A 24,316-nucleotide genomic window follows, 5' to 3' on the forward strand; every position below is an offset into this window, starting at 1 on the left:
CCCTGTCATTTGTGTAAATGCCGACAGGTGCGCATAGCAACTTGTGGGCCAATGATGGACATTATTGTAAGCCATAGCCGTTTGCCTTAAAAGCCGGCATCAAAAATTTACATTTGTGACTAAACAGCCCGGCAAACCCTGACTAACCTCTATTCCAGGCCTAGACAAATCAGCGGCTTCGACCTTGATTTACATAATTGCCATCTTAATATCGTTTTTCAATGCCGACTCAGCCATGACATTCTGCCGAACCAAGCCCATGGATCTCCCGTTTTTTACGCTCAAACGCTCCCATTCACAGGGAGCCTGCCCATGGGAGAGACCCAGGATGCAGCTCAAAAGCAGCTATTTTCCCGCCGCAAGCGTGCAGTTCGTCTGCTTTTATTATGCGGCGGACTGGAGCGAAAGAGTCCTGAAAATGTCCCTGCCGTATTTTTACATCCCAAGGAGTGCCTGGACCACTCCCAACCAGTCTCGGGTTTTTCAATTATGTACTATGCTGACATACCCGGGCAGCGCCCCCTGCCTGCACCGCAGCCAGGACGCCAAAGCGCTTGCCTTTTGCCTCAAAGCAAGCCACGTGGTAGGCGGTTTGACAACGGCATACCGCCGCCTTCAGGAGACGCCATGCAAGAAAAATCCACACAATCCCCCGCGCCTGGCCCTATATCCAGATCCGCATCCGAGCAGGACGCAACTCAGGCCTTTTTGGAGAGCCTGCCCGAGATCGGGCTCCAGGAAACGTTCCGTTTCGCCTGCCATCCGGGAGTGCGTTGCTTCAATGCCTGCTGCGGGGACCTGACCCTGACCATAACGCCCTATGACGCCCTGCGCCTGCGGCGCGCCCTTGGCGAGGACAGTCGGACCTTTATCACCAACCGAGGCACGCTCGTGGTCGCCCCGGACACCGGCTTCCCCTTGCTCCAGCTCAGAATGATGACCGGTCCTGGCAAGCCATGTCCCTTCGTCACGGCCAAGGGCTGCTCGGTGTACGAGCACCGGCCGGCGGCTTGCCGCACCTACCCCTTGGGACGGGCCACGCGCCTGACCTCCTCGGGCAACATCGAGCAGCAGTTTTTCCTGGTGCGCGAGGCCCACTGTCGCGGATTCGAGGAAGAGCGAGACTGGACCCCCGCGATGTGGCTCACGGATCAGGGCCTGGAGGACTACAATCGCTCCAACGACCGGCTCACGGACATCATGGGCCGTCAGAAGCTGACCGGCCAGCCCATAGCCAACCGGCACACGAACATGGCATTCCTGGCCCTGTATCAGCCGGACAACTTCCACAAGTTCATCGAAGATATGAAGATTTTCGAGCGGCTGGATCTGGATGAGGACCGCAAGCGGGCCATATTGGGAGACGAGGAAGAAACCCTGCGTTTCGCCATGGACTGGCTGGAATTGGCGCTTTTCGGCAACTGCGCGAACCTGCGGAGGAAAGCATGAGCCCACTACGTCTTCCCGCCAATCCCAAGCTGCGCTCGCGCAGCGAGATCATCGCCGTGCTGGCTCCCTTGCGGCCGGTGTCGAGCATCGTATTCACCAACGGCTGCTACGATATCCTGCATCCCGGACATGTGGACCTGCTGCAGCGAGCCAGGTCCATGGGCGATGTGCTCGTGCTCGGACTCAATTCCGACGAATCCGTGCGGCGGCTCAAAGGTCCTACCCGGCCCGTGAATCGCTTGGCCGAACGCGCCTTTGTCCTGGCCGGTCTGGAGTGCGTGGACTATATCGTGTCCTTTGATGAGGATACCCCGCTTGAGCTTATCAAGGCCGTACAACCGAAGGTTCTGATCAAGGGCGGGGACTGGAGCGTGGAGAACATCGTGGGCCGGGATGTGGTGGAGGCCGCCGGCGGCAGCGTGCACAGCCTGCCGCTTCTGCCCGGCTATTCGACTACCGGGCTCATCCGTCGGCTTTGCCAGCTTGGAGAATAGCCGGCCTGCTCCGGAGAGGGCCAGCGCAAGCCCGTGTTAAAGCACCTTGTATTTGAACTGGGAGAGATCGCCTCCCTCTCCCAGACCACTACCGGCAGGAGAACTATTCCCCTGCATTCCATCATTCGAGCAGATTGCTTTTAAAACACTCGCTCCGGCGTTGACGGCGCAAGTGAATTGCGCCTACGCCGAAGCTAGCGGCAAGCCATGCCGACGCATGGCTTGCAGAGCATTTTCAAAAGCAAAATACTCTCAAATGGCCAGGAGCTGGCTCCCGGTATAGTTGCAAGCCGCCGTAGCCAGGGCGAAAAAGATCCGCGCGCTTCTTTCCTGGCTGACGCCAGGCAAACAAAAAGAAAACGGGTACATCCCCCCTATCTTGATGTACCCGCTCCTTGACCCGTGTCCGACAGGGACGCCCTGCCGGCCGTGGCCGGCCGCACGGTTGCCCGTGCGGTGATATGGCTCGCTGCTACAGCTTCTTGAGGCTGAAATCGCAGCTGAATTGCTTATCCTTGGCCTCGCGTACGAGATCGGCGAACGTAACCGCGTCTAGCGCAGCGAACATGGCCTCGCTGGCATCGGTCCAGACCTTGCGCATGATGCAATCATCCACATGCTTGCAGATCTGGTCTTCCTGGGCGCACATGGTCAGGGCATGATCGCCTTCCAACAGCCGGACCACCTCGCCCACGGAAATCTCCGCAACATCTCGAGCGAGACCGTGCCCACCAGTGGGACCACGCTTGCTGTAGACGTATCCGGCTTTCTGCAGCTCGCGCACGAGCTTTTCCAGATACTTCACCGATACATCGAGCCGCACGGCCAAGTCCGAGAGCCGCACTAGGCCCGCGTTGCCGTAAAGAGCCATGTCCAGGACCATTCTTGCCCCGTAGCGGCTGCGAGTCGAAAGGCGCATGGGGACTTCTCCTTCAAGGACCGGCTCGTTCCGTCCGGCCCAATTCCCTACCAAAACAGTATGGAATTGGCAAGTGGCTTAAGAAGCCTTTTTCACAAACCTGCGCACGAGCCAGTTTACACGCTTCATGATTATCGCTTTCGCCATGGCAGGCTGTCTCGGCAGGCGGGTTCCGTATTCCACCATTACATCCAACGCTGCTAGGCCGCCGCCAAATGGGCTTCTTCCACGCGGCGGGCAACATACTCCAGTAACTCCAGGTTTGTCCCGTCCACATCGAAACAGAGGCCATCCTCGCCCAGCAATCCGCCAGGCACGAAATCACCCAATTCTTGCGGGTCGCTGACGGTTTCGCCATAGAAACAGACGGACAGCCAGCGCTCGGCCGGGTCTTCGCCCACGACATCCATGAGCAGAAAGAGCGGCCTGACGGATTGGTCCAGACGCCGCACGCGCAATGAATGGCTGATGCCCGGCCTGGCCAGGTACTGGATTTCCGTATCGCCGAGAAAGTCGATACGCGTGAGGATCATCTGCAAGGCCTTGCGGGCGGCCCCGCCACCCTGGGCAGCCCAGCTCTCCAGAAATGCTTGCAGGTCCGCCGCGATGGTTTGCTCGCTTGTCATGTGTCACACCTACCCTGTCGCATATTGAGTATTCAACGCATCAGCATGGATCAATGGATATACCGATATGAGAGGGATGATCAACGCACCGGAAAGTTCAGGCGAAAATGTGTGCCCGCCCCTGGCACTAACTCGATGCTCCCGTGCAACTGCTTGACCAGTCTGACCACGAGTTGCAGGCCAAGCGACTTGGCTGTCCGAAAATCGTAGCCCTCGGGCAGGCCGCGGCCCGTATCCGATATTTCCAGGATCGCCCTCTCGCCCGAACGGGAGACGCTGATGGAGATCCGCCCGGCCGCGTCTTGACCGAAGGCGTGTTTGAAGGAATTGGTGACCAGTTCATTTACGATGAGCCCGCTGGGAATGGCCGCGTCGATGGTCAGGGCCACGCTTTCGCCGTCGACCATGCCCTGAATCCTGCGCCTGTCGCCCATGGCGCTGAGCAGCCGGTCCAGGAGCTTGCGCATGTAGGCCAGCAGATCGATGGAAGCCAAGTCGTCGGAGCGGTACAACTCTTCATGGACCAGGGCCATGGTCAGAATGCGGTTCTGGCTCTCGACGAATAGATCGCGATGGGCGCCGCTTTGATCCGTGGCAGCCTGCAAATGCAGTAGGCTGGAGATGATCTGCAGGTTGTTCTTGACCCGATGATGGATCTCACGCAGCAGGATTTCCTTTTCTTGCAGGGACTTGACGATCTGTTCCTCGTAGAGCCGGCGCTTGGTCGTGTCTCGGCCCACGCACTGGAACTCGACTATCTGGCCGTCATCATCCAACAAGGCCCGGTCGCAGCGCTGCAGCCAGGTTTTGCGGCCGTTTGTCGACAACACGCAATGCTCCAGACAGTTGCTCGGCCGCTCCCGGCAGAAACCCGCAAGGTAGGCGCTAAGGTCTTCCTGATCCGCTTCGGGCACGAGGTCGAGAAAACGCATACCCAGGAGTTCATCCTTGGCGCAGCCGAAAAAACGAGCGAAAGCATCGTTTATGAAGGTCAGGCGGGTGTCGGGAGAGAAGCGGCAGACCAACTCGGTCTGATCCTCGACAATCGCTTGATAGAGCATCTGGCTCTTGCGCAAGGCCTCCTCGGCCAGCTTCTGCCGGCTGATGTCCGAAACGCAGATCAGCACCGCAGACCCGCCGCACCAATCTATGGATTCCGAGTTCACCAACAGCCAGATTTCCTGTCCGGACTTGCACAATCCGCGCATATCGTAGGTCATGGGCATGCGCACGCCGCTCAGCCGCTGTTTGTGGCGAAGCAGGATTTTGCCGCGCTCTTCGTGATGGATCAAATCGAAAATGGACTTGTGCGCCAGTTCCTCGCGAGAGTAGCCGCAGATCTGCAAGAAGCGCGGGTTAGCGAAGCAAATGTGCTCCTCGCGGATAACCGCGATGCCCTCGAAGGCATTGTCCACCAGCAGGCGGTAGGAGCGGTCGCCATCAGGGCGCTCAAGCTCGTTGGAGCCGACCTGGGATTCCGCATGCCGAGAACGGCTCATTTCGCGAAAGACACTTACCACGCAGGGCTCGCAATCCAGGTTGACGATCCGCGCGGAGATATCCCCTCGCTGACTGGAACCATCCCTATGCAGCAGGGAAGCCTCGAAGCCCTCAAGTCTGCCCGCGGCCCTCAAGGCCTGCGCAAAACGCTCGCGTTGTCCCGAGTCCACCCAGAGGTCCAGGCCCAAGGATGTCCGGCCGAGCACCTCATCGCGTTCATAACCGAGCAGTTCGCTGAAACGCTGATTGACATCGAGATATACACCATCCGACAGTCGGTTGATGCTCATGGCTTCGGGGCAAAGCTCAAAAGCCAGTCGCTGGCGTTCCCGTGCATCGCCCAAGACGGTGCAGCCCTCTACGCCATCTGCGGCCCATGGTTCGGGGCCGGTTTTCAAGTCCTTGTCCATACTTGCTTTTGCCTGCTTTTAGCGGCTCTGGTCTGATGAGCGCCGCCGGGGACAACAAATGTCGGCGGCCGTCCATGACCAGTGGGCGCCCATCCATCAGTCCTTGACCTGCCGATATGCGCATGTTGTGATATTTGTTGCGCTCCGCATGGGAGCACGCGTCATCATCCCACCCCAGGGTGGTCTAGGTCAACCCAAGCCTGCAAAGGAGCTGCCGCAAGGCATGTTTTTTGATAGTCAATGCGAGAAGCAAGCTGTCCATGATCCATGGCATGCATATCCAGGCCTCCGCTCCGCACAGGGTGGCGAATGTCCCTGCATCATGTCAGCCACGGGGGCTAGCGCGCCATCACGCCTTGCGTTATGCAAATTGGACTTCAAATTGAATCAAGCAACCTAGAAATAGGAATATTGGAAGGGCACCAAGGATGCAGGTGAACGCAAAGCAGGCAAAACCAAAGAGCGATAAAGCGCTTTTCTACATTCGACAGCCTATCTATGATCAGAGCATGTCCATATGGGGCTACGACCTGCAAGCGAAAGAGATCCATGCCGGCACGGCCTTGCAGATGCCGCCCGAGGATACCGGTAGCCTCCAGGAGGCTCGCGACAGGCGCAATGTCCTGCGGCGCATCCTGGACCGCGGAGCCCGAGCCATCCTGCCCGTTCAGGAGCGATTCCTCCTGCAGGCGGTCAGCTTCATCGCTCCGCCGGTACAGATCGGCTTCCGTATCTCCGCATCCAAACCTCTGAGTGCGGCCGGCCTGAAGGAGATCGAGCGCCTGAAGGAAGAAGGCCACGTCATTTTGGCCGAGGTGAGTTCCGAGGAAGCCGACGGGGGCCTGCTGCAGGTCAGCGACATCATCTGTCTCGATGTCGCGGGCTTATCTCCGGACGGGGTTCGCCGCAGAATCAAGGGCTGGGAGCTCTTCGACGCCACGCTCATGGCCAGGGGCGTCGCCGACAAGTCGCATTTGGCCGAGTACCGCGACATGGGCTTCTCCCTGTTCACGGGCGCCTTCTTCAAGACTCCCGAGATCATTCCAGGCAAGGTCCTCTCGCCGCACAGGGCCTCACGGCTGCAAATATTCCAGGTAATGGAGCAGAGAGATCCCAACTTCGCCGACCTGGCCAACGCCATCCAGGCCGATGTTTCCCTAAGCCTGCGCCTGCTCGCCTACCTCAACTCGGCCATATTCTCCATGCCGGTCAAGATCACTTCCATCAAGCAGGCCATCACACTGCTAGGCTGGAAGAAGGTCAGGACGTGGTTGCGCATGGTGCTGTTGACGGACATGCTGGCCGACGACGAAGACAGCGAACTGCTTTTCGTATCGCTGCAAAGAGGCAAGTTCCTTGAGCTGGTGACCACGCAGCATCCGGAGCTGCACTTCGATCCGGGCGAGATGTTCCTGCTTGGCGCTTTTTCCCTGCTCGAAACCATTCTGGGCGTGCCCATGAAGCAAATCCTGGCGGACCTGCCCCTGGACGAAAGGCTCAAGGGAACCCTGTGCCGCCGCAAGACAGAGTACCTGCCTCTGCTGCAGCTCGCCGAGCTGTTCGAGGAGCCTGACTGGACGGAACTGGAAAACCTGCTCCAACTCCTGCGCCTGGATTTCGACAAGGTTGCCCTGGCCGTGTTCACGTCTTCGATCTGGGTCGAACAATTCTTCGAAACCCAGGAAGGGCTTCGGCATTGAAAGCCCCGTAGCCGAACACCTGCCTTGCGGCATGAAAGGGTGCGCCGCGGCCAATCCCGGCCGCGGCGATGACTTGCAGTGCTGCGCTAGCCCGTGGTTACGGCCGTGGTCACGCGCACCTGGTAGAAGAAGTCGTTCAGGTAGCCCTTGGCCGCCAGCAGGTCGAACATGGCCTTGACCGAAGCGCGGTCAATGGCGCCAAGGTCAGCGACATACAATGAGCGACCAAGATCCTGTCCTGGCGTCATGCGGAAGAACGTGAAGGGCTTTGCGTCGTCTACCTGCAGCTCGAAAGCCAGCGCCCCCTCGGCCTTGGCCCAGGCCACCAGGGCCGTGTAGCGTGCGGCCTTGTGCCGGTCATCCTCGCCAGCGAACCAGATGTAGACGGCCTCTTCTTCCTTGACCAGCTCGACGAGCGAGGCCAAGTCAGCATTGTCTTCGTTTATGCTGTCAACCAAATGCTCGAACAGGCTTCTGACGAGCTCTTGTAGATCCATTTCTGTAGTCTGGAGCATGAGTCTCCCTCGTGCGAGAGTTTTCCAATCGGTTAAAGGCCAAAGCCGGTTTCAGCAAGCAAAAAATAACGTTTGTCGCGAGAATGGCCCGTTTTAAGCCCTAACCATGTCCTGCAACTTGCAATTCCGGCCAGCCTGGGCCATGAAACCAGGAGGTCGACCGCAACCGGGGATAGTGGCTTGATATCCTTCCGCAAAGAGCTGTGGCTCGAAGCGCCGACGCGCCGCGCCTTCATCAACATAACGCCGCAGGTAGAGCAATGCCTGCGCGAGTCCGGCATCCACGAAGGGCTTTGCCTGGTAAACGCCATGCACATCACGGCCAGCGTGTTCATCAACGATGACGAGCCCGGCCTGCACCACGACTACGACGCATGGCTTGAGCGGCTCGCGCCGCACGCGCCCGTGTCCCAGTACCGCCACAACGTGGGCGAGGACAATGCCGACGCACACATGAAACGGCAGATCATGGGCCGCGAAGTGGTCGTGGCCGTCACGGACGGCAGACTCGATTTCGGCACATGGGAACGCATCTTCTACGGCGAATTCGACGGCAGGCGGCGCAAGCGGGTGCTCGTGAAGATCATTGGGGAGTGATCCTTCCGCGCCGCAGGCCTTGAGAACATCTTTCGATCCGGACCGACAAGGGGGAGAGCACATGTCCACGCAGCACGTCATGATCTTTATCAAGTTGGGCGACATATCCGCCACGAGCGTCCCGCGCCTCGACGAGGCGCTCAAGAGCTATGGATGGGAAAAGTCCAAATTCGACACCAATCTATGGCGGGCCACGGTCGGCAGCGAGGAGGAGCAGGCCAAGCTGAGCACGCAGGTCCAGAAGCAGCTCATCACGGCGGCCAACTTCGCCGAGGCCGGCGCGTTCATGGCCGTGCTGCAGGTCGGCAACAGCCAGCCCGTGGGCTATGTGTTCAAGAAGGGCGACGCCCTCAAGTGGAACAGATCCGCGGCGGCTTTTTAAGCCGCCTGGGCTTGCCCTTTTCCAGGGCTGCCGCGAATAAGCACTTCCGTGACATTTGATTCGTACAGCTTTCAGCTTCGCAAATCTGTCTGTCTTTCCTTCCGTGTGTTGACAATCCGCATGCGTTAGGTAAATTAGCCGCCTCCTCAGCCGAACCCCAGCCCTCCCTATCTTCGGGAGGAATACGAGACATCCCCTTTATGTTCCGCTTCCGCTATCACGGCGTCGGTGGCTACCGCGAGGTGCTCACCGTCAGCCTGCCTCTTGTCATCAGCATGGCCTCGAACACACTCATGCAGTTCACGGACCGCATGTTCCTGGCCAGCTATTCCGTGGACGCCATTGCCGCGGCCATGCCCGCGGGCATGGCCGCGTTCCTGGGCATCGCCTTTTTCATGGGCACCGGCGGTTACGCCAACGTGTTCGTGGCCCAGTACGTGGGCGCGGGCAGGCCGCAGCGCGTGGGCGCGGCGCTATGGCAGGGCATCTGGTTCTCCCTGCTGGCCTCGGCTTTGCTGGCTCTGCTGGCCTTGCCGGCCGAGTCCCTGTTCTCGCTGGCCGGACATCCCGAAGCCGTGCGCAAGCTGGAGGTAACCTACTTCCAGATCCTGGCCCTAGGCGCGGGCTTCTCGGTGCTCGGCTCGGTGATGTCCTGTTTTTACACGGGCCGGGGCCAGACGCGCGTGGTCATGCTTGCCAACGTAGCCGGAGCCGCGCTCAACGTGCCGCTGGACTATGCACTCATCAACGGCGCCTGGGGCATGCCCGAGTTGGGCATCGCGGGCGCGGGAATAGCCACTATAGTCTCGGCGGCCTTTATCTGCCTTATCCTCGCCCTGCTCATCTTCCGACGCGCCAATGAGGCCGATTTCGGCGTGCGCAGCGCCTGGAAGCCGGAGCGTGAACTCTTCGGCCGGCTCATGCGCTACGGCTTGCCCGGCGGCACGCAATTCTGCATGGACATACTGGCCATCACCTTCTTCATCTTCATGGTCGGCAGACTGGGCCGAGCCGAGCTGGCGGCCACGAACATCGTCTTCAACATCTCCATGCTTGCCTTCATGCCCATGATCGGCGTGCACGTGGCCGTAAGCACTCTGGTTGGCCAAGCTATCGGCCGCGGCAAGCCCGAGGACGGCGCGCGCGCCACGACCAGCGCCGTGCATATCTCGCTATTGTACATGAGCCTGTTCGGCCTGGCCTTCCTGTTCTTGCCCGAAGCCCTGCTTGACCTGTTCCGGCCCGCCGACGCCTCAGACGCCGAGTTCGCGGCCATCGTGGAGACCGGCATCGTGCTGTTGCGCTTCGTGACCCTGTACAACTGCTTCGACGCCATCGGCATCATCTACTCCGGGGCTATCAGAGGCGCGGGAGACACCATCTTCGTCATGAAGGCCATCGCCGTGGTCGCGCTGCTGGGTATGTTCCTGCCCGTAACGATTCTGTCCACGTTCTATCAGGGGAATCTGTACCAGCTATGGGCCTGCGCCACCCTGTACATAAGCGCCCTGGGTCTAGCCTTCGCATTGCGCTACCGCCAGGGGGCCTGGCGCTCCATGAGCGTCATCGAGTCCGAGCCGGCGAGACTGGCCTGAGCTTTTGCGGACCGGCTTCAAGCAACGTCTGACCTCCCAAGGATATACAAAACAAGCGGCCGCCCAAGCTTCTGCATGGACGGCCGCTTTCATTGACCTTTCCAAAAACTGCGCGGGTCCAGGGGCGCGCCTTAAGCATCAGAACGTCATCACTTCGTAGCCCTGCTCCAGAAAGCGGGCCACGGACGGATGGCCCTGCATGTCGTCCAGTAGCGGCACGCCGGCGGCCTGGACATCCTGCAGCACTCCCATCTTGGCCGAGCAGGCCTTGCAGGCCCCGGCAATGAGGCCGAGCATCTTGGCGCGCTCATACAGATCATGGAAAGGTGCGCCCTCGCGGGCAAGCTCCGGTATGGCCTTGGTCACCTTGCCCTCGACCACGATGCGCGCTTCCCAGCCTCGGGAGTTCATGTCCAGGGCGTTGAGCAGCACATGAACGAAGCAGAGCGTTTCACCGTTGTAGGCGAACAGAGCTATCTTTCGCATGGGGGCGCAGGTCCTATTGTGCTTTGTTTATGCGGTCCAACTCATCAATGAGTGTCTCCAACCTGGGCACCTTGTTGATATCGACAACCTCGGCGTAGCGGATGACGCCCTGCTTATCGATAATGAATAAGGCACGCTCGGTAAAGCCCTCGGGCCGCAGCACGCCGTAGCGCGAGGCCACCTCGCCCTGGGGATGGAAGTCCGAGAGAACGGGAAACCAGCATTTGCCCATGGTTTCGGCCCAAGCGTGCAGGGTCGGAATGTTGTCCACGCTGATGCCCAGAATCACGGCGTCGCGCGTCTGGATCTCCTCGCGGCCAAGATTATAGCCCGGCCACTGCTCGGAACAGACAGGAGTCCAGGCCGCGGGCACGAAGGACAGCACCACGTTCTTCTTGCCGCGAAAATCACTCAGGCTGACATCCTGGCCGGAAATGGAAGGCAAGGTAAAGTCCGGGGCCATGTCGCCCACCTGCACCTTCAACTTGCTGGCCCGAGGCGGGAGCTTGCCCGGATCCCAGATAAGTCCACCCTGATCGTGTCCTTCATGACCGCTCTTCGGCGCAATGCGCGTTGTCTGGGCAGGAGCGGGAGCGGCGGCGACCAGCGCAAGGACCAGGGCCAGCAGAAGAGCCTGGACGGCGAACAAGACCTTTCGCCTCGGTGCCGGGAGTGGCTCATCTCTCCAGGCCCTACCCACCACGATTCGGCTATGATTAAACGCCTTCTGGAGTCCGCGCGGGTCGGCAGCGGACTGCTCCAATACGCTCAGGCCCGAAAGTCGTTCGGCGTTCGCATTGTGGATCATTTTGTCTTCTCCAGACCGGCTGCGGAGCGAATATTCGAAAGGAATTTCTTGGGGCTGTCCATGCGCCCCTCGACGACATGCAGCACCTGCGGAGACCGGCCGCGCAGGTCAAGCAGGAAATAGGTCGGCGTGCCGGCCACGCCGGCCTGGGTCACGGCTACCATTTCCTCATCCATGATAAGCGGAAAAGGCACGCCGTACTTGTTGCGGTATAGCGTCAGCTCGAATTCCGTGTTGTTCACGCCCAATGCCAGGACCTTGAGCTGTTTCCCCAGGCCCTGCTCCTGAATCGCCGCGAAGACCTCGTTCATGTGCGGCGCGTCGGCCTGGCAGTGCGGGCACAGGGCGCTCATGACTTCCAGCAGCAGGAAATCGGACCCGACATCCGACAAAGTGAAAGGCTGACTTGGCTTCACGCCCAGATATGCGGCATCCTCGGCCGTGGAGGGTGGCGACATGCGCAGATCCGGGAATTCCTGGCCCACTGCGGGCACGGCCCTGGACAGGTCCGGTTGCGACATAAAGAGCAGGAACATAACCGGGATCAGTATTCCGCGTGCAGGTTTCCACATATCAGTTTCTCCTTGCCGGATCTCCAGGCAACCGGGAGATCCTCGTGTTTTCTCGGGTCTCTTTACGGGCCGGCCTTCTTGGTCGGCCGCTTGAGCGGCGCGCCGTAGGTGGACATGATGCGTTTGAGCGCCTCCCGGTCCACGCCGCGCCTGGCCAGCGGCTCCTTGGGCGCGGTGGGCAGACGGTCCTCGAAGGTCGGCCGGTCGCCCTTGTAGATCACGCCGGTGGGAATGCGCTCGCCGAACTCCACGGCCTTGTCCATGGCCTGCCGCCAATCCGTGGGGTCGTACGATTCGTCGAGCCGGTAGCAATGCTGCTTATACCACTGGAAGGTGTTTACCTTATTGAAGGACACGCAGGGCTGGAACACGTCCACCAAGGCGAAACCGGGCTGGCGCACGGCCTGGACGATAAGCTCGGCCAAGTGGTCCATGTCGCCCACGAAGCCGCGAGCCACGAAATTGGCGCGCATGGCCACGGCCACGGCCACTGGGTTGAAGGCATCGCTGGGCGCGCCAAAGGGCTGGGCCTTGGTCTTGTGGCCCGGCATGGTCGTGGGGCTGGCCTGGCCCTTGGTCAGGCCGTAAATCTGATTGTCGTGCACCACGGCCGTTATGTCCACGTTGCGGCGGATTGCTGCGATGAAGTGGTTGCCGCCCTCGCCGTACATGTCGCCGTCGCCCGATTCCACGATGACCGTGGCCTGGGGCAAGGCCAGCTTGATGGCCTGGGCCGGCGGCAAGGCCCGGCCGTGCAGACCGTTGAACAGATTGCAGGGAATGTAGTGCGGGGCCTTGGCCGCCTGGCCTATGCCCGAGACGAAGACCACCTGGTGCGGCTCCAGCCCGAGGTTCGCCAGGGCTTGGCGCATGGCCTTGCGCAGGGGAAAGTTGCCGCAGCCGGGGCACCAGGCCGTCTCGAATTCGGGGTAGTCCTTGATATCCACCATATGGCTTCCCTAGCGCATCTCTTGGAGACGGTTGAGGATGTAGGCAGCCGTGAAGGGCAGGCCGTCGTAGCGCGGCACGAGCTTGTCGATGCGGAAGCCCGACTGCACTTGCAGGATACCCCGGAACTGGCCCGTGGAGTTACCCTCGACCATGACCACCTCGCGAGCCTCGATCAGGCGGCGGGCGAATTGCGATGGGTCCAGGGGCCAGACCTGATTGAAGCACAGTGTGGCCACCTTGCGGCCCTGCTCGCGCAGGGTGCGGGCCGCCTCGAGCAGCGGGCCCATGGTCGAACCCCAACACACCAGCAGCAGGTCGGGCTTGTCTGACCCCTCGTACACGGGCGGCAGGACTTCCTTCAGCAGGCCCAGGAACTTGCGGTTGCGCTTGTCCACCATGGCCGTGCGCACGCCGAAGTCTTCGGTGATGTGACCCTGTTCGTCGTGCTCGTCCGAATCCACCACGACCAGCGCCCGGCTAAGGGTCGGGATGGCCCTGGGCGAAACGCCCGTGTCCGTCAGTGCATAGCGTTTATAGCTCTCCGGGTCCGGCGGCTCGATGAGCAGCGCCGGAGGCTCGGGCAGGGAATCGATGTCAAACGGCTCGATGCTGCGGAAGGAGTCGGCCAGGAACTGGTCGGTAAGCACGAAGACCGGCGACTGCCAACTCTCTGCCAGCCCAAAGGCCCGATGCGTGAGGTGAAAGCACTCTTCCACGCTGCCGGGAGCGAGGATTGCCCGTGGAAACTCTCCATGACCCGAGAAAAGGGCCAGGTTCAGGTCGCCTTGTTCCGTGCGCGTGGGCAGGCCCGTGGCCGGGCCGGGACGCATGGCCAGCACGATGACGATGGGCGTCTCGGTGATGCCGGCCAGGGACAAGCCCTCGCTCATGAGATCAAAGCCGCCGCCCGAGGTGGCGGTCATGGCTCGCGCTCCGGCATAGGACGCACCCAGGGCCATGTTCATGGCCGCGATCTCGTCCTCGGCCTGCTCGACCACCACGCCCAGCTCCTGGCCCTTGGCGATGAGGTTGAGCGGCACGCTGGTTGACGGCGTCATGGGATAGAAGGAGCAGAAGTTCGCTCCCGCAGCCAGCGCGCCCAGGGCGATGGCCTCGTTGCCGTCCATGGTCAGCAGCCCCGCGCGGACCTCGGGCGGCATGGGGCACTCGAAAATCTTCTCCTGGCGCGACTTCCACTCGTAGGCGGCTCGCAGGACATCCACGTTCTGGCGCACGATCTCCTGGCCCTTCTTCTCGAAGGTGTCGGCCAGCAGATCCTCCAGAATGCTCATGTCCAGGCAGACCACCGAGGCCAGCACGCCCAGAGCCACGGTGTTGTAGAAAATCTTCTTGGGGGCCAGTTCCTCGTAGGGCACGCCGAAGGTACGCGCATGACCATGCACGTTCATCTCCCTGCCGGCCACGATGACGCCCCGCTCGGACAGGGCCTCCCTGTGAAGGTCTATGCTCGGCTGATCCAGGGCCACCAGCACGTCGACGCTCTCCCTGGGACCGAGCACCGGCTCGCTGTCCATGCGGATGGCGAAGGTGTTGTGGCCGCCCCGGATGCGCGACATGTAGTCCTGGGTGACCAGGATATGGTAGCCGCTGCGCGTCAGGGCATTGGCCAGGAGCGTGCCGATGGTGGCCAGGCCCTGGCCGGCCTCGCCGCCGATGAGAATGTTCACGCTCGCGCCGGTCATGGCCGCCTCCTGGTCGTATTGCTGCCCGCGACTTGCGTGTCGAGCCGGGTCGGGCGGTATTTCAACATCAAGGCTCCTCCAGCAGGGAGTCCTCGGCATCCGGCTCCCAGCCTTCAGGGTCCTCGTAAAAGCCCTGCAGGTTTGAAAGCAGCACGTGCATGGCCTGCTGAACCTCCATCAGGCGCTCCACCATCCGTTCTTCGTCCGGGTCCTCGGCTTCATCCAGCCACTGCTCGTAGAATTCCAGGACCGGCGGGAGCTTCTCCAGGGCCGAGGACGCGGCCTCGACCTCCTCGGGATTGGGTTCATAGCCCGCATGGCGCTCAACGATTTCCGAGATCAACTCGTCCATGTCCTCGACGGCCTCGTCCAAGTCCATATCCGCGGCGGCCCCGAAGCCTTCTTCCTCGGCATGAGCGCGCTCGGCCTCCTCCAGCCGAGTCAGCACTGCGGCCTCCTGCTCGCGCAGGATCTCGAAAACTTCCGCGCCTGGGCCTTCCCCGCCCGCGGAAATGCCCTCTTCCAGAACTTCCGCAGTCTTGGCCGAAAGGCGCATGGCCTTGCGCAGCATGCTCTTGGCCCTATCCGCCATGATCCATCCCCTTGCTATGATCGGTTTATGCTTCTCGTGTTTGCGCGGCCAGGATGCGGAAGCGGTCGCCGTCCGCAACCAAGCCACTCCACAGGACATTGGCCCCTATTTAAAATCATTTCCCCAAGCTTTGGGCAAGGAGAAAAACGGCTGCGGTGCGAACGGCTCAAAAGCCGTTCGCGCCGATGGCGATATGTTTAAGGCACACTGGGCATCGGCCCAATGCGGGTAGGCTCGCGGGCGTCCGCCCACGAATGTCATGGAATGATAATGGTGGAGTCGAGTAAGGACGCAAATACGGTGGAAGGCCGAAGCTGGTTCCGGTTTGAACCTTATGCGCCGAGGCGGCCCGTGTTTTCTCGCTCGTTCAGGGCCGCTTCCAGCTCCTCGCGCACGGGATATGAGCCCTTGAAGCGCAACTCGCCTTCCACGAAGATCAGCGGCAGGGCGTCGTGACCTTCGTCTCGCAGAACCGCCGCGACCTGAGGGTTGGTCTTGAACATGGCGAAGTGGGTGTTCAGGGCGAACACGCGGTAAGCCAGACCGGGCCGCTGCTCCTTGAGGTCCAGCAGCAGCGCGTTGAAGCGATCCACCTTGGGGTCGTTCCTGGCCGGCGAGCAGGGGCAGCTCGCATGGGGAATGTAGAGATCGATGATGACGTTCGGCATGGCTTCAAACTATCGGGCCCCGCACTCGCCAGACTCCACGGCATTGCGGTGGAGTCTGGCGAGTGCGGGGCCCTGAAGACCTAGTTGGCCTTGGCTTGCTTGATGATGTCGGGCACCACCTGGCGCATCATGTCCTGCAGGGCGCTCTGCATCAGCTTGGTGCGGTTGCTGCGCGAGGCGACGAGCACGGTGTTCTCAAACTTGCCCTCGTAATTCTTGATGAAAGCTTCCCGGCCGTCCTTCTTCATGACCACCCGAAAGCGCAGGGTGGTTATGTAATTCGTCACCGAGGACTGGCTCGTGTAGGCCTCCATAAGCTGACCGCTCACCACGGCGTCGGTGTCGAAAGCGTACTCCTTGTCGTGGTACTCGACGCGACAACCGGCCGCCTCGAGCTGACGCTGCAGGGCTTCCGTCAGCCAGACAGCCACATCTCCCTGAGGATAGAACAGCTGATTGTCCGTATTATGGCCGATCTGGGGCTTGGCGCGATTGTCGCTGAACTTGACCACGGCCAGGCGGCCCGCGCAAGTCGGAGCCTCCAAAGCCACGGGCTGGTAGACAAGGGGCACCTGGTTGCTGGTCGCGCAGGCGGAACCCAGGACAAGTACCGCGAGCAGTCCGATGCACCGGACACTGAATCTCATGCCATACTCCTTTCCATCGCTGAAGACATGCGGTCAACGCCAAGTCGGCGAAGCTCTCCACTCTTAGAGCATTTCCCCGCGCCACACAAGGGATGTCGGCCATGACGAGCCTTACACGGGAATGTCGAAGGCCAACCCTCCTGAGAGACGGCACATGGTTTAATCATGGCGTGCCCGTGCGGCAAGACTTAGGGTTCAGTCGTCACGCTGAGGCAGGTCCCGCGCACCTCTCGGCTCTGCCGCTCAATTTTCTGGCCGGTGGCTGCTCTTCCTGATCCACGGGCGCGGGACACCCGCAAGCCGCTCACCGGCCAGAAAATTGAAGCCCCGCAACAGCATCCACAGCATGGCTAACGGCAAGAGCACCGTCTGCACCGTAAAGACCACCATGAGCGTCACTGCATTCTCCACATAGACATCCACCAGATCGCCGATCCGACCCACCCTCTCCATGATTTTGGCGGGCGAAAACGCACGCACGGAATCCCAGGCAGTGCCCTGCGCAGCCTGCACGGACACGCCCTCGGACTGGCCGTCGCGGCTGACCGGCCCGCGCGCTTCAGGCACCTGGATGTCCTGAGCCGGTAAGATCTCCTCCTGGAACCGCTCCATGCCCAAAGAAGCCTGCTCGTACTGGCTGCGCAGCACGCTTTGGAAGAACAGCTCGCCGCCCACGGCCACCACGGGCACGCAGAAGCGCGCCAGCAAAGCCGCCAGGGCCAGCCGCGCGCCAAGCCTTCGCAGAGCCTCGCCGCGCTTGCCCGGCCACCAAGCGCCCGCAAGCCAAGCCAGTGCGGCCAGACTGAGCAGTATAGACAACCCCAGCCACACGCCGGCCTTGATCATGGCCAGTTGAATTCCCAAGGACATGGCGCTGGCCAGGATCACCCAGGAAAATCTCTCCACCAGATCGTCCACCGGGTCCAGCAGTTGGCCCAAGGCCACGCTGCCGCCCACGCCCAGCAGGCTCACGTCCAACTCGCTGCCCTGAATCACGGAAACCACGGCGTTGATGCCCCTGGCCACGGCGTAAGCCCCCATGGCGCGGACCATTCCGGACTTGATATGCTCCTCGGCGGCATGGTCCAGGCGTTCGGCAAGCGGGTTGGCGACGATTGCAGGCCGCAGGGCAGGAACGTGCAGGCAGGCAAGCAAAGCGAGAATGGCGGCGCTGGCGGCCAGCCGCATATAGAGGGTGCGTTCCATGGTGGCTCCTTGGCTGCACGGGACGAATACATGCTGAATCCGCGCCGACGTTTGCAAGGGAAGTACCATGGAAAACGCGGCCCGGCCAGAAGGCCGGGCCGGCGTGGTTGGTTAGGAGATCCTGTTCAATGTCTGCTCGATCCAGCTCAGGTGCGTCTTCTCGTCGCCGTAGAAGCGCTCCAGGATGGACCGCAGGGCAACCGGGAAGCGCATGTCGCCGCTGGCCTGGGAATACTTCCGGTTGGTCATCTCCTCGTTGGTCTTCATGGCCTTGAGCGCGCCTTTGGTGCCCATGGCGCTACGCAGGGACGTGAAGCCCGCGATGAGGTAGCCCTTGAAGTCGCGCGAGAACTCGGGCGGGTTGCCGCCATGTTCGCGGATGATCCTGGACAGTTCCACATAGTGCCTCTCGTGGTCGCTCTGATAGCGCTCCAGATGGCTTCTGAGATCCATCTCCTCCACGCTGTCGATGGCCTGCCCGTAGGCGTGGAAGGCATCGACGTCCAGTTGGGCCAGATCAGACAGCTTGTCGATGATCTCGCTGGTGTCCATCTGGGCCGTTGAGATCGGGCGTTCTGCCCTGGCAGCGCTTTCGGCCGGCGCCGTTCCTGTCGCGTATGACTTGGGCCTTCTTGGTTCAGGCATGAGCGTCCTCCTTGGGTTGGTCTTTGGCTAAGGCTCCGGCCCGGTTCGCCGAACCGTCCGCGCGCCGGATTGGCGCGTTCCCACTGGTACGACAAAGTCCGTGATCCTTCTGTAGGACGCCGCAGAAAAATAATGTCGGAATCAGCCCGGGCGCGCCGTCGGAAACCATCTGGACTTTGGACCCGGGCTTGGCTATGCCCCGGCCATGCGCGCAATCCTGCTTACCCTTTTCCTGCTGACGCTCCTGCTCGTACCGGCCACGGCCGTGCAGGCCCGGCCGCCCCTGAACGGCTATGTGCTGTGGGTCCACGACGGCGACACCGTGGACGTGCTGACCTACGACCTGTCTACGGTCCGCGTGCGGCTTTACGGCGTGGACTGCCCCGAATCGGACCAGCTCCACGGCTTGGCGGCCACGTTGTTCGTTGTCTGGGAGGCCTGGTTGCGCAAGGTGGAGGTGCGCGTCATGGACCGTGACCGCTACGGTCGCTCCGTGGGCTGGGTGACCGTCGATGCGAGTAGGAAGAGCCTGAACCACATGCTCGTGGAGCAAGGCCATGCCTGGGTCTACAAACAGTATTGCCGCGCTCGGGAGTGCGCCGTCCTGCTTCGTGCGGAGGATGTGGCCCGCCAGGCTCGGCTGGGGCTTTGGCAAGATCCGAGCCCGATGCCGCCATGGGAGTGGCGCAGGCTGAAGCGTAGTGAAAGATGGTCTTGGTAGGTAGGGGCTAATCGCCGCGAAGGAACTCCACGGCCCAGGAAGACATTTTGGACGAGCCTTTGACGATGGTGCCGCGGCTCAAATAGTGGTTTTTGTCGAGCATGACCAGGCACTCGCTGAGGGTGAACGCGCCGCCGAGGGTCTGTCCCAGGCAGAGTATGGCATCGGCCGCGAGCACATATTTCCCGTGCATGATCCCAAACCCCGGTGTGTCCGCCTCCCAGGTCGTCCAGTCGTTTCCACAAAAGGGACGCACCAGGCATGCCATGGTAAATTCCAGAGATTCTTCGGGCCACAACAGTCGCGTGACGCCGTCGCAGCGCCAGCCGTCCGCCTGGTGGCTGACCAGCGTTTCTCCCGCAGCCGGTACAGAGCTGCCATCCATTCCGTAGTATTTCCCTTGCACTGACCAGCGCGCGGGCTCGAAAAGAAAGCTGTGTGAACGCATGGACTTACTCCGTAGCTGCTTTGCGACGACAGGCCTTGCCATTCCTCTCCGTTCCGGCAACAGCCCTGGCATTGCGATCACTGGCCAAAATCAATCAGTCAGCCCTTCCATAGGCTCTATAAATACTTCCATAGCGGATACGCCTATAGCAAAACCAGGAATACATGCGCGCATCGACTGTAAATTTAATAAACTTGTGCGTATAATCACAATCGATTCAAACGTAGACCGATTTAGCCGGATGCAGCCACAATGGAGACTTCGGCACTGACACTAGGCCCGTGAATCGTTTGATCGATGCACCGGCTACCGCACTCCCCTAGCAAATCGTGCATTTCGCCCGAAAACTCTCTCATACGGATAATACGAATTCCCTTACCTTTCCAACTTCAGCAAACCGCAAGGCTGAACAGACATGAGTCCTTGTGCAAGGCGCTCTGTCGCCGATTCCAGCGTGGTTGTCCGCCGGTATAGCAGTTCCATTCTTGCTTCCCGCAGGAAGTGACACCATGGCGATAATCATGCCGGCATGTCCGCCATGCGATTCAGCACCACTCGCCGGCTTAAGTTCGAATGAGCGCGAATGGGTCTGGAAAAAGCAACCCCGCCCAGGACTCTCCTGACGGGGTTTGCCGATATTCCGAGAAGGCCGTCGCCCTCTCCTCTCCGGGAAATACGCGTGATCCGGCCTGAGTATGATCTAGCGCAGATTGCTTTTAAGACGCCCGCCCCGGCGTTGACGGCGCAAGTGAATTGCGCCTACGCCTACGCGGCGGCAAGCCATGCCGACGCATGGCTTCAGAGCATTTTCAAAAGCAAAATGCTCTAATCCTGGCACGAGCAGGACGAGGATGCGGCGCTCTGACGATTCTGCCACAGCACGCGCAGCACGGCGTGCACCAGCGTCGCCAGGGGAATGGCGAAGAAGATGCCCCAGAAGCCCCACAGGCCGCCGAAGACGAGCACCGCCACGATAATGGCCACGGGGTGCATGTTGATCACGCCCGAGAGGAGCACGGGGACGAGCACGTTTCCGTCCAGGGCCTGAATGATGCCGTAGACCGTCATGATCCAGGCCAGCTCCGAGGTCCAGCCGAACTGGTGGTAGGCCACCAAGGCCACCGGCAGGGTGACCACTGTGGCGCCGATGTAAGGGATGAGCACCGACACGCCCACGAGCATGCCGAGCAGCATGGCGAAGTCCAGGCCCATGATGAGGAAGGCCCCGTAAGTCGCGGCCCAGACGATGACGATTTCCCAAGCCTTGCCGCGGATGTAGTTGGCGGTCTGCTGATTGACTTCATCCCACACGCCCTCGGTCAGGGTTCTGTGCTCGGGCACGAGGCCGCGGACCCAGGCCATCAGCTTGTGCTTGTCCTTGAGGAAGAAGAAAATCAGGAGCGGCACGAGGATGAGATAGACCAGATAGGTAATGGCGCTCTGCAGGGAAGCCAGGGAGACGGCCAGAGCCCGCTGGCCCAGGCGGACAAGCTCGCTGCGGAACAGGGTCACCATTTCCTGCACCTGTTCCTCGGTGATCACGTTGGGGTATATGCGGGCCAGCTCGTGCAGTTGCACCTGGCCGTGGGCCAGCATGGACGGTAGTATGTTGACGAGTTGCGTGATCTGCTCCACCAGCAGCGGGATCAGGAAGACCACGCCCGCCACCACCGCGACCATGAAGCCGGAGAACACGGCGAGGACGGCCAGGGTCCGGGGTATGCCCCGGCGGCGCAGGACGCGCACCACGCCTTCGAGCAGGTAAGCTATGACCAGGGCGGCGAAGACGGGGGCGAGCATCTCGCCCAGGAAAAAGACCACCCCAGCGCTGAGGATGAGCACCAGAGACAGGATGACTATCTGAGGGTCCGAAAACCTGGTTCTGAACCACTCGCGGATCATGTTCATGAACAACTCTCTGCGCGGAGGCTATGAAGCCGCGCTGCCTTGTCTTGCCTTTTTCGATCGTATTGGCAAGAGCTAATGGTAGACTCAGGCCCCCAGGAGGTGAAGCATGACGGCTCATATTATCAGGAAGCTTCTCATCCCGCTGGCGACCATATGCCTGACGCTGGCCGCTATCGTCTGGCTGCCGCCTCAAAACCTGGCCCGCGGCCAGGAAGTCGTCGGCCTGCCCCCACCCGACAGGCAGGGAGGCATGCCGCTCATGCAGGCCCTGGCCAATCGCCGCTCAACGCGCAGCTTCAGCGCGCGCACCCTGTCGCACGAAATGCTCTCCAACTTATTGTGGGCAGCCTTCGGCGTGAACCGGCCCGGCGGAGACCGCACTGCGCCGTCCGCCCACAACATGCAGGAAATCAGCATCTACGCGGCGCTGCCCGACGGGCTGTTCTTGTTTGACGCCCAGGCCCACGCCCTGCGCAAGGTATCGGGAAAGGATGTACGTCCGCTGGCCGGCAGGCAGGCCTTCGCTGCCCAGGCCCCTCTCGACCTCATCTACGTGGCCGACCTCTCGCGCATGCGCGACGAGGAGGCACAAGACTTCTACGCCGCCGCCGACACGGGCTTCATCAGCCAGAACGTGTACCTGTTCTGCGCGTCCGAGGGTCTGGCCACGGTAGTCTATGCCTGGATCGACCGGGAAGCCCTGGCGGACGCCATGGGCCTTTTGCCGCATCAGCGCATCGTGCTGGCCCAGAGCGTGGGCTGGCCGCCCTAGCCTGAAGGGATCAGAGCCGTTGGATGGAAATGATTTCCACCAGCATGCCCCACATATGGAAGCCGATGGCGTTATCCGTGGGCCTGGCCACGCCGCGCACCTCGATGCCGTCCTGCTGGTATTCCTTCGGCAAATTCACGGGATCGTAGTGGCCGCCTTCGCTGGACACGATGCCATAGAAACCATCCTCGATGTCCACGTGCACCACCTTGCCGTGAAAGAGAAAAGCGTTGGCCGGCAGGCTTTGGCGGGATGCGCAGCCGGCGAGACTCGCGATTACGAGAAGTCCGATACCGAGAGCAAGACGCATCTTCATGTGGTATGCTCCGTACCTGTTCAGGTGGCTCAGAGGGTCGTATCCCTGTCGCGCAGGCCCATGAGGTACAGGATGGAATCCAGCCCCAGGGTGGAAATGGACTGCCTGGCCCCGCGTTTGACCACGGGTTTGGCATGAAAGGCGATGCCCAATCCGGCCAAGCCCAGCATGGGCAGATCGTTGGCGCCGTCACCCACGGCGATGACCTGCTGCAGGCTGATATTTTCGCGGGCCGCGATCTCGCGCAACACCTCGGCCTTGCGCGCGGCGTCCACGATACCGCCCTGCACGCCGCCAGTGAGCCTGCCGTCCGCGATCTCCAGTTCGTTGGCGTAAAGATAATCGATGCCCAGGCTCTCCTGCAGGCGGCGGCCGAAGAAGGTGAAGCCGCCGGAGATGATGGCGATCTTGTAGCCGAAGCGCTTGAGGTTGCGGATGAGCCGCTCGGCGCCCTCGGTGAGCGGAATGCGCCCGGCCACCTCCTCCAGCCTGTCGGCGGGCATGCCCTTGAGCAGAGCCAGCCTGCGGCGCAGGCTCTCGCGGAAATCAAGCTCCCCGCGCATGGCCGCGGCGGTGATGGCGCTGACCTGCTCGCCCACGCCATAGGCCGCGGCCAACTCGTCGATGACCTCGGCCTGTATGAGGGTGGAGTCCATGTCGAAGGCCACCAGCCTGCGGTTGCGCCGGAAAGCGTTGTCCTCCTGGAAGGCGATGTCCACCTCCAGCTCGGAGGAGATCGCCAGGAAGCTTTCGCGCAAGGCGTTGGGGTCGGACGGCGTTCCGCGCACCGAGAATTCCACGCTGGCCCTGGAGCGGGAGAGTTCGGTCCCGAGCGGGGCGCGGCCCGAAAGGCGGTGCGCGGACTCGATGTTCAGACCCGCCTCGGTGAGCACCTGCGACACGGCCGCCACCTGCGAAGCGGCGATCTTGCGCCCCAGGAGCGTCACGATGTGCCGCGGCTTGCCTTGGGCGGCGACCCAGGTCTCATACTCGTCGGAGTCCACGGGCGTGAACTTGAGCCCCACGTCCAGCTCGTGGGCCAGGAAGAGCACTTCCTTGATGATGGGCGCGGATTCGGATTCGGGCGGTATCTTGATCATCAGGCTCAAACTCAAGGAATCATGGATCACCGCCTGGCCGATATCCAGGATGTCCACCCCGTACTCCGCCAGTTTGGCGGTCAAGGCATGCATGATGCCCGGCCTGTCCTGGCCATAGACATGTATGAGTACTATCTCGCGCATTGTCCGTCCCTGAACGCTCACTTGCACCTCGCTTATGCAACGGCACCCTTATAAAGGAGCATCGCCGTGAAGGCAAAAGTAAAAGGGCCTTACATTCCCCCGGAACGCGGGGCCACGGAGCGGCGAACGATCATGGACCTGCTGCGTGACGAGCCAATGACGGCCAAGGATTTATCGGCCGAGGCGGGCATTGCTGAAAAACGCGTGCTCGACGCCCTGGAACACATCCGCCGATCCGCACCGTCGCAAGGCCTGCGTCTCGTGGTAGAACCGGCGCGCTGCCGCTCCTGCGGATTCGCTTTCGCCAAGCGCGACAGGCTCGGCAAACCGGGCCACTGCCCGATGTGCAAGAAGACGTTCATCGAGGAGCCGAAATTCAGGCTGGAAGAGATTTAGGAGACTGACCGGAAGGTTTCCGCCCAAACTGAAGTCATGCGCGAAC

General features: G+C 61.3%; 27 protein-coding genes. 9 read left to right on the plus strand and 18 right to left on the minus strand.

Features of this window, described 5'->3' with window-relative positions; translation table 11 throughout:
- Nucleotides 1–627 precede the first annotated feature (627 nt).
- Both H585_RS0106280 and rfaE2 read left to right on the plus strand, forming a co-directional pair.
- The gene (locus H585_RS0106280; RefSeq protein WP_027367198.1) at nucleotides 628–1,449 is read left to right on the plus strand and encodes a YkgJ family cysteine cluster protein; all 822 of its coding nucleotides are present in this window, start codon (nucleotides 628–630) and stop codon (nucleotides 1,447–1,449) included.
- A complete protein-coding gene (gene rfaE2, locus H585_RS0106285; protein ID WP_051182970.1) occupies nucleotides 1,446–1,943 on the plus strand; it encodes a D-glycero-beta-D-manno-heptose 1-phosphate adenylyltransferase in 498 nt (165 codons plus the stop codon). Before H585_RS0106280 ends, rfaE2 begins: the two co-directional genes overlap by 4 nt.
- Nucleotides 1,944–2,415: 472 nt before the next feature.
- Here rfaE2 and H585_RS0106290 read toward each other — a convergent pair whose 3' ends face one another.
- The 3 genes from H585_RS0106290 to H585_RS0106300 all read right to left on the minus strand — a co-directional run bounded on the left by H585_RS0106290 (nucleotide 2,416) and on the right by H585_RS0106300 (nucleotide 5,398).
- Nucleotides 2,416–2,862 carry an RrF2 family transcriptional regulator gene (locus tag H585_RS0106290; RefSeq protein ID WP_027367200.1) on the minus strand — a complete coding sequence of 149 codons (447 nt, stop codon included), beginning with the start codon at nucleotides 2,860–2,862 and terminating at the stop codon, nucleotides 2,416–2,418.
- A gap of 200 nt (nucleotides 2,863–3,062) precedes the next feature.
- Nucleotides 3,063–3,488, minus strand: a complete 426-nt coding sequence (locus H585_RS0106295; RefSeq protein WP_005989119.1) for a hypothetical protein — start codon at nucleotides 3,486–3,488, stop codon at nucleotides 3,063–3,065.
- Nucleotides 3,489–3,568: 80 nt separating this feature from the next.
- A complete protein-coding gene (locus H585_RS0106300; RefSeq protein ID WP_027367201.1) occupies nucleotides 3,569–5,398 on the minus strand; it encodes a PAS domain S-box protein in 1,830 nt (609 codons plus the stop codon).
- 509 nt (nucleotides 5,399–5,907) lie between these two features.
- On the opposite strand from H585_RS0106300, the gene H585_RS0106305 reads away from it, so the two are divergent.
- Entirely contained in the window at nucleotides 5,908–7,098 is a 1,191-nt protein-coding gene (locus H585_RS0106305; protein WP_244432489.1) for an EAL and HDOD domain-containing protein, read from the plus strand.
- A gap of 86 nt (nucleotides 7,099–7,184) precedes the next feature.
- On the opposite strand, the gene H585_RS0106310 is transcribed toward H585_RS0106305, so the two are convergent.
- On the minus strand, nucleotides 7,185–7,613 hold the full coding sequence (locus H585_RS0106310; protein WP_005989124.1) for a hypothetical protein: 429 nt from the start codon (nucleotides 7,611–7,613) through the stop codon (nucleotides 7,185–7,187).
- A gap of 180 nt (nucleotides 7,614–7,793) precedes the next feature.
- Here H585_RS0106310 and H585_RS0106315 point away from each other — a divergent pair, with 180 nt between their 5' ends.
- The 3 genes from H585_RS0106315 (at nucleotide 7,794) to H585_RS0106325 (ending at nucleotide 10,187) form a co-directional block, all read left to right on the plus strand.
- Entirely contained in the window at nucleotides 7,794–8,210 is a 417-nt protein-coding gene (locus H585_RS0106315; RefSeq protein ID WP_027367203.1) for a secondary thiamine-phosphate synthase enzyme YjbQ, read from the plus strand.
- 61 nt (nucleotides 8,211–8,271) lie between these two features.
- Complete coding sequence (locus tag H585_RS0106320; RefSeq protein ID WP_027367204.1) at nucleotides 8,272–8,592, plus strand: hypothetical protein; 321 nt, start codon at nucleotides 8,272–8,274, stop codon at nucleotides 8,590–8,592.
- 200 nt (nucleotides 8,593–8,792) lie between these two features.
- Nucleotides 8,793–10,187, plus strand: a complete 1,395-nt coding sequence (locus H585_RS0106325) for an MATE family efflux transporter (RefSeq protein ID WP_027367205.1) — start codon at nucleotides 8,793–8,795, stop codon at nucleotides 10,185–10,187.
- Nucleotides 10,188–10,325: 138 nt separating this feature from the next.
- Here H585_RS0106325 and H585_RS0106330 read toward each other — a convergent pair whose 3' ends face one another.
- The 10 genes from H585_RS0106330 to H585_RS0106375 all read right to left on the minus strand — a co-directional run bounded on the left by H585_RS0106330 (nucleotide 10,326) and on the right by H585_RS0106375 (nucleotide 18,465).
- Nucleotides 10,326–10,673: a hypothetical protein gene (locus H585_RS0106330; protein ID WP_027367206.1), complete on the minus strand. Its 348-nt coding sequence runs from the start codon at nucleotides 10,671–10,673 to the stop codon at nucleotides 10,326–10,328.
- Between the two features lie 13 nt (nucleotides 10,674–10,686).
- The gene (locus H585_RS0106335; protein ID WP_027367207.1) at nucleotides 10,687–11,481 is read right to left on the minus strand and encodes a redoxin domain-containing protein; all 795 of its coding nucleotides are present in this window, start codon (nucleotides 11,479–11,481) and stop codon (nucleotides 10,687–10,689) included.
- On the minus strand, nucleotides 11,478–12,053 hold the full coding sequence (locus H585_RS0106340) for a peroxiredoxin family protein (protein WP_027367208.1): 576 nt from the start codon (nucleotides 12,051–12,053) through the stop codon (nucleotides 11,478–11,480). Before H585_RS0106340 ends, H585_RS0106335 begins: the two co-directional genes overlap by 4 nt.
- Before the next feature lie 62 nt (nucleotides 12,054–12,115).
- Complete coding sequence (locus H585_RS0106345; protein WP_027367209.1) at nucleotides 12,116–13,003, minus strand: 2-oxoacid:ferredoxin oxidoreductase subunit beta; 888 nt, start codon at nucleotides 13,001–13,003, stop codon at nucleotides 12,116–12,118.
- 9 nt (nucleotides 13,004–13,012) lie between these two features.
- Nucleotides 13,013–14,707 (minus strand): 2-oxoacid:acceptor oxidoreductase subunit alpha, encoded by a 1,695-nt coding sequence (locus tag H585_RS0106350; RefSeq protein WP_027367210.1) that lies wholly within the window; start codon nucleotides 14,705–14,707, stop codon nucleotides 13,013–13,015.
- A gap of 67 nt (nucleotides 14,708–14,774) precedes the next feature.
- A complete protein-coding gene (locus tag H585_RS0106355) occupies nucleotides 14,775–15,299 on the minus strand; it encodes an FH2 domain-containing protein (protein WP_014259661.1) in 525 nt (174 codons plus the stop codon).
- A 332-nt stretch (nucleotides 15,300–15,631) separates the two neighbouring features.
- Nucleotides 15,632–15,967: an arsenic metallochaperone ArsD family protein gene (locus H585_RS0106360; protein ID WP_027367211.1), complete on the minus strand. Its 336-nt coding sequence runs from the start codon at nucleotides 15,965–15,967 to the stop codon at nucleotides 15,632–15,634.
- 80 nt (nucleotides 15,968–16,047) lie between these two features.
- Entirely contained in the window at nucleotides 16,048–16,614 is a 567-nt protein-coding gene (lptE, locus tag H585_RS0106365) for an LPS assembly lipoprotein LptE (protein WP_014259659.1), read from the minus strand.
- A gap of 243 nt (nucleotides 16,615–16,857) precedes the next feature.
- On the minus strand, nucleotides 16,858–17,820 hold the full coding sequence (locus tag H585_RS0106370) for a hypothetical protein (protein WP_027367212.1): 963 nt from the start codon (nucleotides 17,818–17,820) through the stop codon (nucleotides 16,858–16,860).
- Nucleotides 17,821–17,931: 111 nt separating this feature from the next.
- Nucleotides 17,932–18,465 carry a ferritin-like domain-containing protein gene (locus H585_RS0106375; protein ID WP_014259657.1) on the minus strand — a complete coding sequence of 178 codons (534 nt, stop codon included), beginning with the start codon at nucleotides 18,463–18,465 and terminating at the stop codon, nucleotides 17,932–17,934.
- A gap of 205 nt (nucleotides 18,466–18,670) precedes the next feature.
- On the opposite strand from H585_RS0106375, the gene H585_RS0106380 reads away from it, so the two are divergent.
- Nucleotides 18,671–19,186: a thermonuclease family protein gene (locus H585_RS0106380; RefSeq protein WP_027367213.1), complete on the plus strand. Its 516-nt coding sequence runs from the start codon at nucleotides 18,671–18,673 to the stop codon at nucleotides 19,184–19,186.
- A gap of 7 nt (nucleotides 19,187–19,193) precedes the next feature.
- On the opposite strand, the gene H585_RS0106385 is transcribed toward H585_RS0106380, so the two are convergent.
- The gene (locus H585_RS0106385; RefSeq protein ID WP_014259655.1) at nucleotides 19,194–19,634 is read right to left on the minus strand and encodes a hypothetical protein; all 441 of its coding nucleotides are present in this window, start codon (nucleotides 19,632–19,634) and stop codon (nucleotides 19,194–19,196) included.
- Between the two features lie 825 nt (nucleotides 19,635–20,459).
- Nucleotides 20,460–21,542 carry an AI-2E family transporter gene (locus tag H585_RS0106395; RefSeq protein WP_014259654.1) on the minus strand — a complete coding sequence of 361 codons (1,083 nt, stop codon included), beginning with the start codon at nucleotides 21,540–21,542 and terminating at the stop codon, nucleotides 20,460–20,462.
- Between the two features lie 106 nt (nucleotides 21,543–21,648).
- On the opposite strand from H585_RS0106395, the gene H585_RS0106400 reads away from it, so the two are divergent.
- Nucleotides 21,649–22,314 carry a nitroreductase family protein gene (locus tag H585_RS0106400; RefSeq protein ID WP_027367215.1) on the plus strand — a complete coding sequence of 222 codons (666 nt, stop codon included), beginning with the start codon at nucleotides 21,649–21,651 and terminating at the stop codon, nucleotides 22,312–22,314.
- Nucleotides 22,315–22,324: 10 nt separating this feature from the next.
- Here the strand turns inward: H585_RS0106400 and H585_RS0106405 are convergent, their stop codons facing one another.
- On the minus strand, nucleotides 22,325–22,630 hold the full coding sequence (locus tag H585_RS0106405; RefSeq protein ID WP_014259652.1) for a hypothetical protein: 306 nt from the start codon (nucleotides 22,628–22,630) through the stop codon (nucleotides 22,325–22,327).
- Nucleotides 22,631–22,659: 29 nt separating this feature from the next.
- A complete protein-coding gene (gene serB / locus H585_RS0106410; RefSeq protein ID WP_014259651.1) occupies nucleotides 22,660–23,874 on the minus strand; it encodes a phosphoserine phosphatase SerB in 1,215 nt (404 codons plus the stop codon).
- 66 nt (nucleotides 23,875–23,940) lie between these two features.
- On the opposite strand from serB, the gene H585_RS0106415 reads away from it, so the two are divergent.
- Nucleotides 23,941–24,270, plus strand: coding sequence for a transcriptional regulator (locus H585_RS0106415; protein WP_027367216.1), 330 nt, complete (start codon nucleotides 23,941–23,943; stop codon nucleotides 24,268–24,270).
- The last annotated feature ends 46 nt before the right edge of the window (nucleotides 24,271–24,316 follow it).

Origin of the sequence: Desulfocurvibacter africanus subsp. africanus DSM 2603, assembly GCF_000422545.1 — a bacterium.
Lineage (GTDB): Bacteria > Desulfobacterota > Desulfovibrionia > Desulfovibrionales > Desulfovibrionaceae > Desulfocurvibacter > Desulfocurvibacter africanus.

What these genes read in the sequence shown, in the direction of transcription:
- H585_RS0106280 (WP_027367198.1), top strand. Translation starts at nt 628, where the DNA reads ATGCAAGAAAAATCCACACAATCCCCCGCGCCTGGCCCTATATCCAGA.
- rfaE2 (WP_051182970.1), top strand. Translation starts at nt 1,446, where the DNA reads ATGAGCCCACTACGTCTTCCCGCCAATCCCAAGCTGCGCTCGCGCAGC.
- H585_RS0106290 (WP_027367200.1), bottom strand. Translation starts at nt 2,862, where the DNA reads ATGCGCCTTTCGACTCGCAGCCGCTACGGGGCAAGAATGGTCCTGGAC.
- H585_RS0106295 (WP_005989119.1), bottom strand. Translation starts at nt 3,488, where the DNA reads ATGACAAGCGAGCAAACCATCGCGGCGGACCTGCAAGCATTTCTGGAG.
- H585_RS0106300 (WP_027367201.1), bottom strand. Translation starts at nt 5,398, where the DNA reads ATGGACAAGGACTTGAAAACCGGCCCCGAACCATGGGCCGCAGATGGC.
- H585_RS0106305 (WP_244432489.1), top strand. Translation starts at nt 5,908, where the DNA reads ATGTCCATATGGGGCTACGACCTGCAAGCGAAAGAGATCCATGCCGGC.
- H585_RS0106310 (WP_005989124.1), bottom strand. Translation starts at nt 7,613, where the DNA reads ATGCTCCAGACTACAGAAATGGATCTACAAGAGCTCGTCAGAAGCCTG.
- H585_RS0106320 (WP_027367204.1), top strand. Translation starts at nt 8,272, where the DNA reads ATGTCCACGCAGCACGTCATGATCTTTATCAAGTTGGGCGACATATCC.
- H585_RS0106325 (WP_027367205.1), top strand. Translation starts at nt 8,793, where the DNA reads ATGTTCCGCTTCCGCTATCACGGCGTCGGTGGCTACCGCGAGGTGCTC.
- H585_RS0106330 (WP_027367206.1), bottom strand. Translation starts at nt 10,673, where the DNA reads ATGCGAAAGATAGCTCTGTTCGCCTACAACGGTGAAACGCTCTGCTTC.
- H585_RS0106335 (WP_027367207.1), bottom strand. Translation starts at nt 11,481, where the DNA reads ATGATCCACAATGCGAACGCCGAACGACTTTCGGGCCTGAGCGTATTG.
- H585_RS0106340 (WP_027367208.1), bottom strand. Translation starts at nt 12,053, where the DNA reads ATGTGGAAACCTGCACGCGGAATACTGATCCCGGTTATGTTCCTGCTC.
- H585_RS0106345 (WP_027367209.1), bottom strand. Translation starts at nt 13,003, where the DNA reads ATGGTGGATATCAAGGACTACCCCGAATTCGAGACGGCCTGGTGCCCC.
- H585_RS0106350 (WP_027367210.1), bottom strand. Translation starts at nt 14,707, where the DNA reads ATGACCGGCGCGAGCGTGAACATTCTCATCGGCGGCGAGGCCGGCCAG.
- H585_RS0106355 (WP_014259661.1), bottom strand. Translation starts at nt 15,299, where the DNA reads ATGGCGGATAGGGCCAAGAGCATGCTGCGCAAGGCCATGCGCCTTTCG.
- H585_RS0106360 (WP_027367211.1), bottom strand. Translation starts at nt 15,967, where the DNA reads ATGCCGAACGTCATCATCGATCTCTACATTCCCCATGCGAGCTGCCCC.
- lptE (WP_014259659.1), bottom strand. Translation starts at nt 16,614, where the DNA reads ATGAGATTCAGTGTCCGGTGCATCGGACTGCTCGCGGTACTTGTCCTG.
- H585_RS0106370 (WP_027367212.1), bottom strand. Translation starts at nt 17,820, where the DNA reads ATGGAACGCACCCTCTATATGCGGCTGGCCGCCAGCGCCGCCATTCTC.
- H585_RS0106375 (WP_014259657.1), bottom strand. Translation starts at nt 18,465, where the DNA reads ATGCCTGAACCAAGAAGGCCCAAGTCATACGCGACAGGAACGGCGCCG.
- H585_RS0106380 (WP_027367213.1), top strand. Translation starts at nt 18,671, where the DNA reads ATGCGCGCAATCCTGCTTACCCTTTTCCTGCTGACGCTCCTGCTCGTA.
- H585_RS0106385 (WP_014259655.1), bottom strand. Translation starts at nt 19,634, where the DNA reads ATGCGTTCACACAGCTTTCTTTTCGAGCCCGCGCGCTGGTCAGTGCAA.
- H585_RS0106395 (WP_014259654.1), bottom strand. Translation starts at nt 21,542, where the DNA reads ATGAACATGATCCGCGAGTGGTTCAGAACCAGGTTTTCGGACCCTCAG.
- H585_RS0106400 (WP_027367215.1), top strand. Translation starts at nt 21,649, where the DNA reads ATGACGGCTCATATTATCAGGAAGCTTCTCATCCCGCTGGCGACCATA.
- H585_RS0106405 (WP_014259652.1), bottom strand. Translation starts at nt 22,630, where the DNA reads ATGAAGATGCGTCTTGCTCTCGGTATCGGACTTCTCGTAATCGCGAGT.
- serB (WP_014259651.1), bottom strand. Translation starts at nt 23,874, where the DNA reads ATGCGCGAGATAGTACTCATACATGTCTATGGCCAGGACAGGCCGGGC.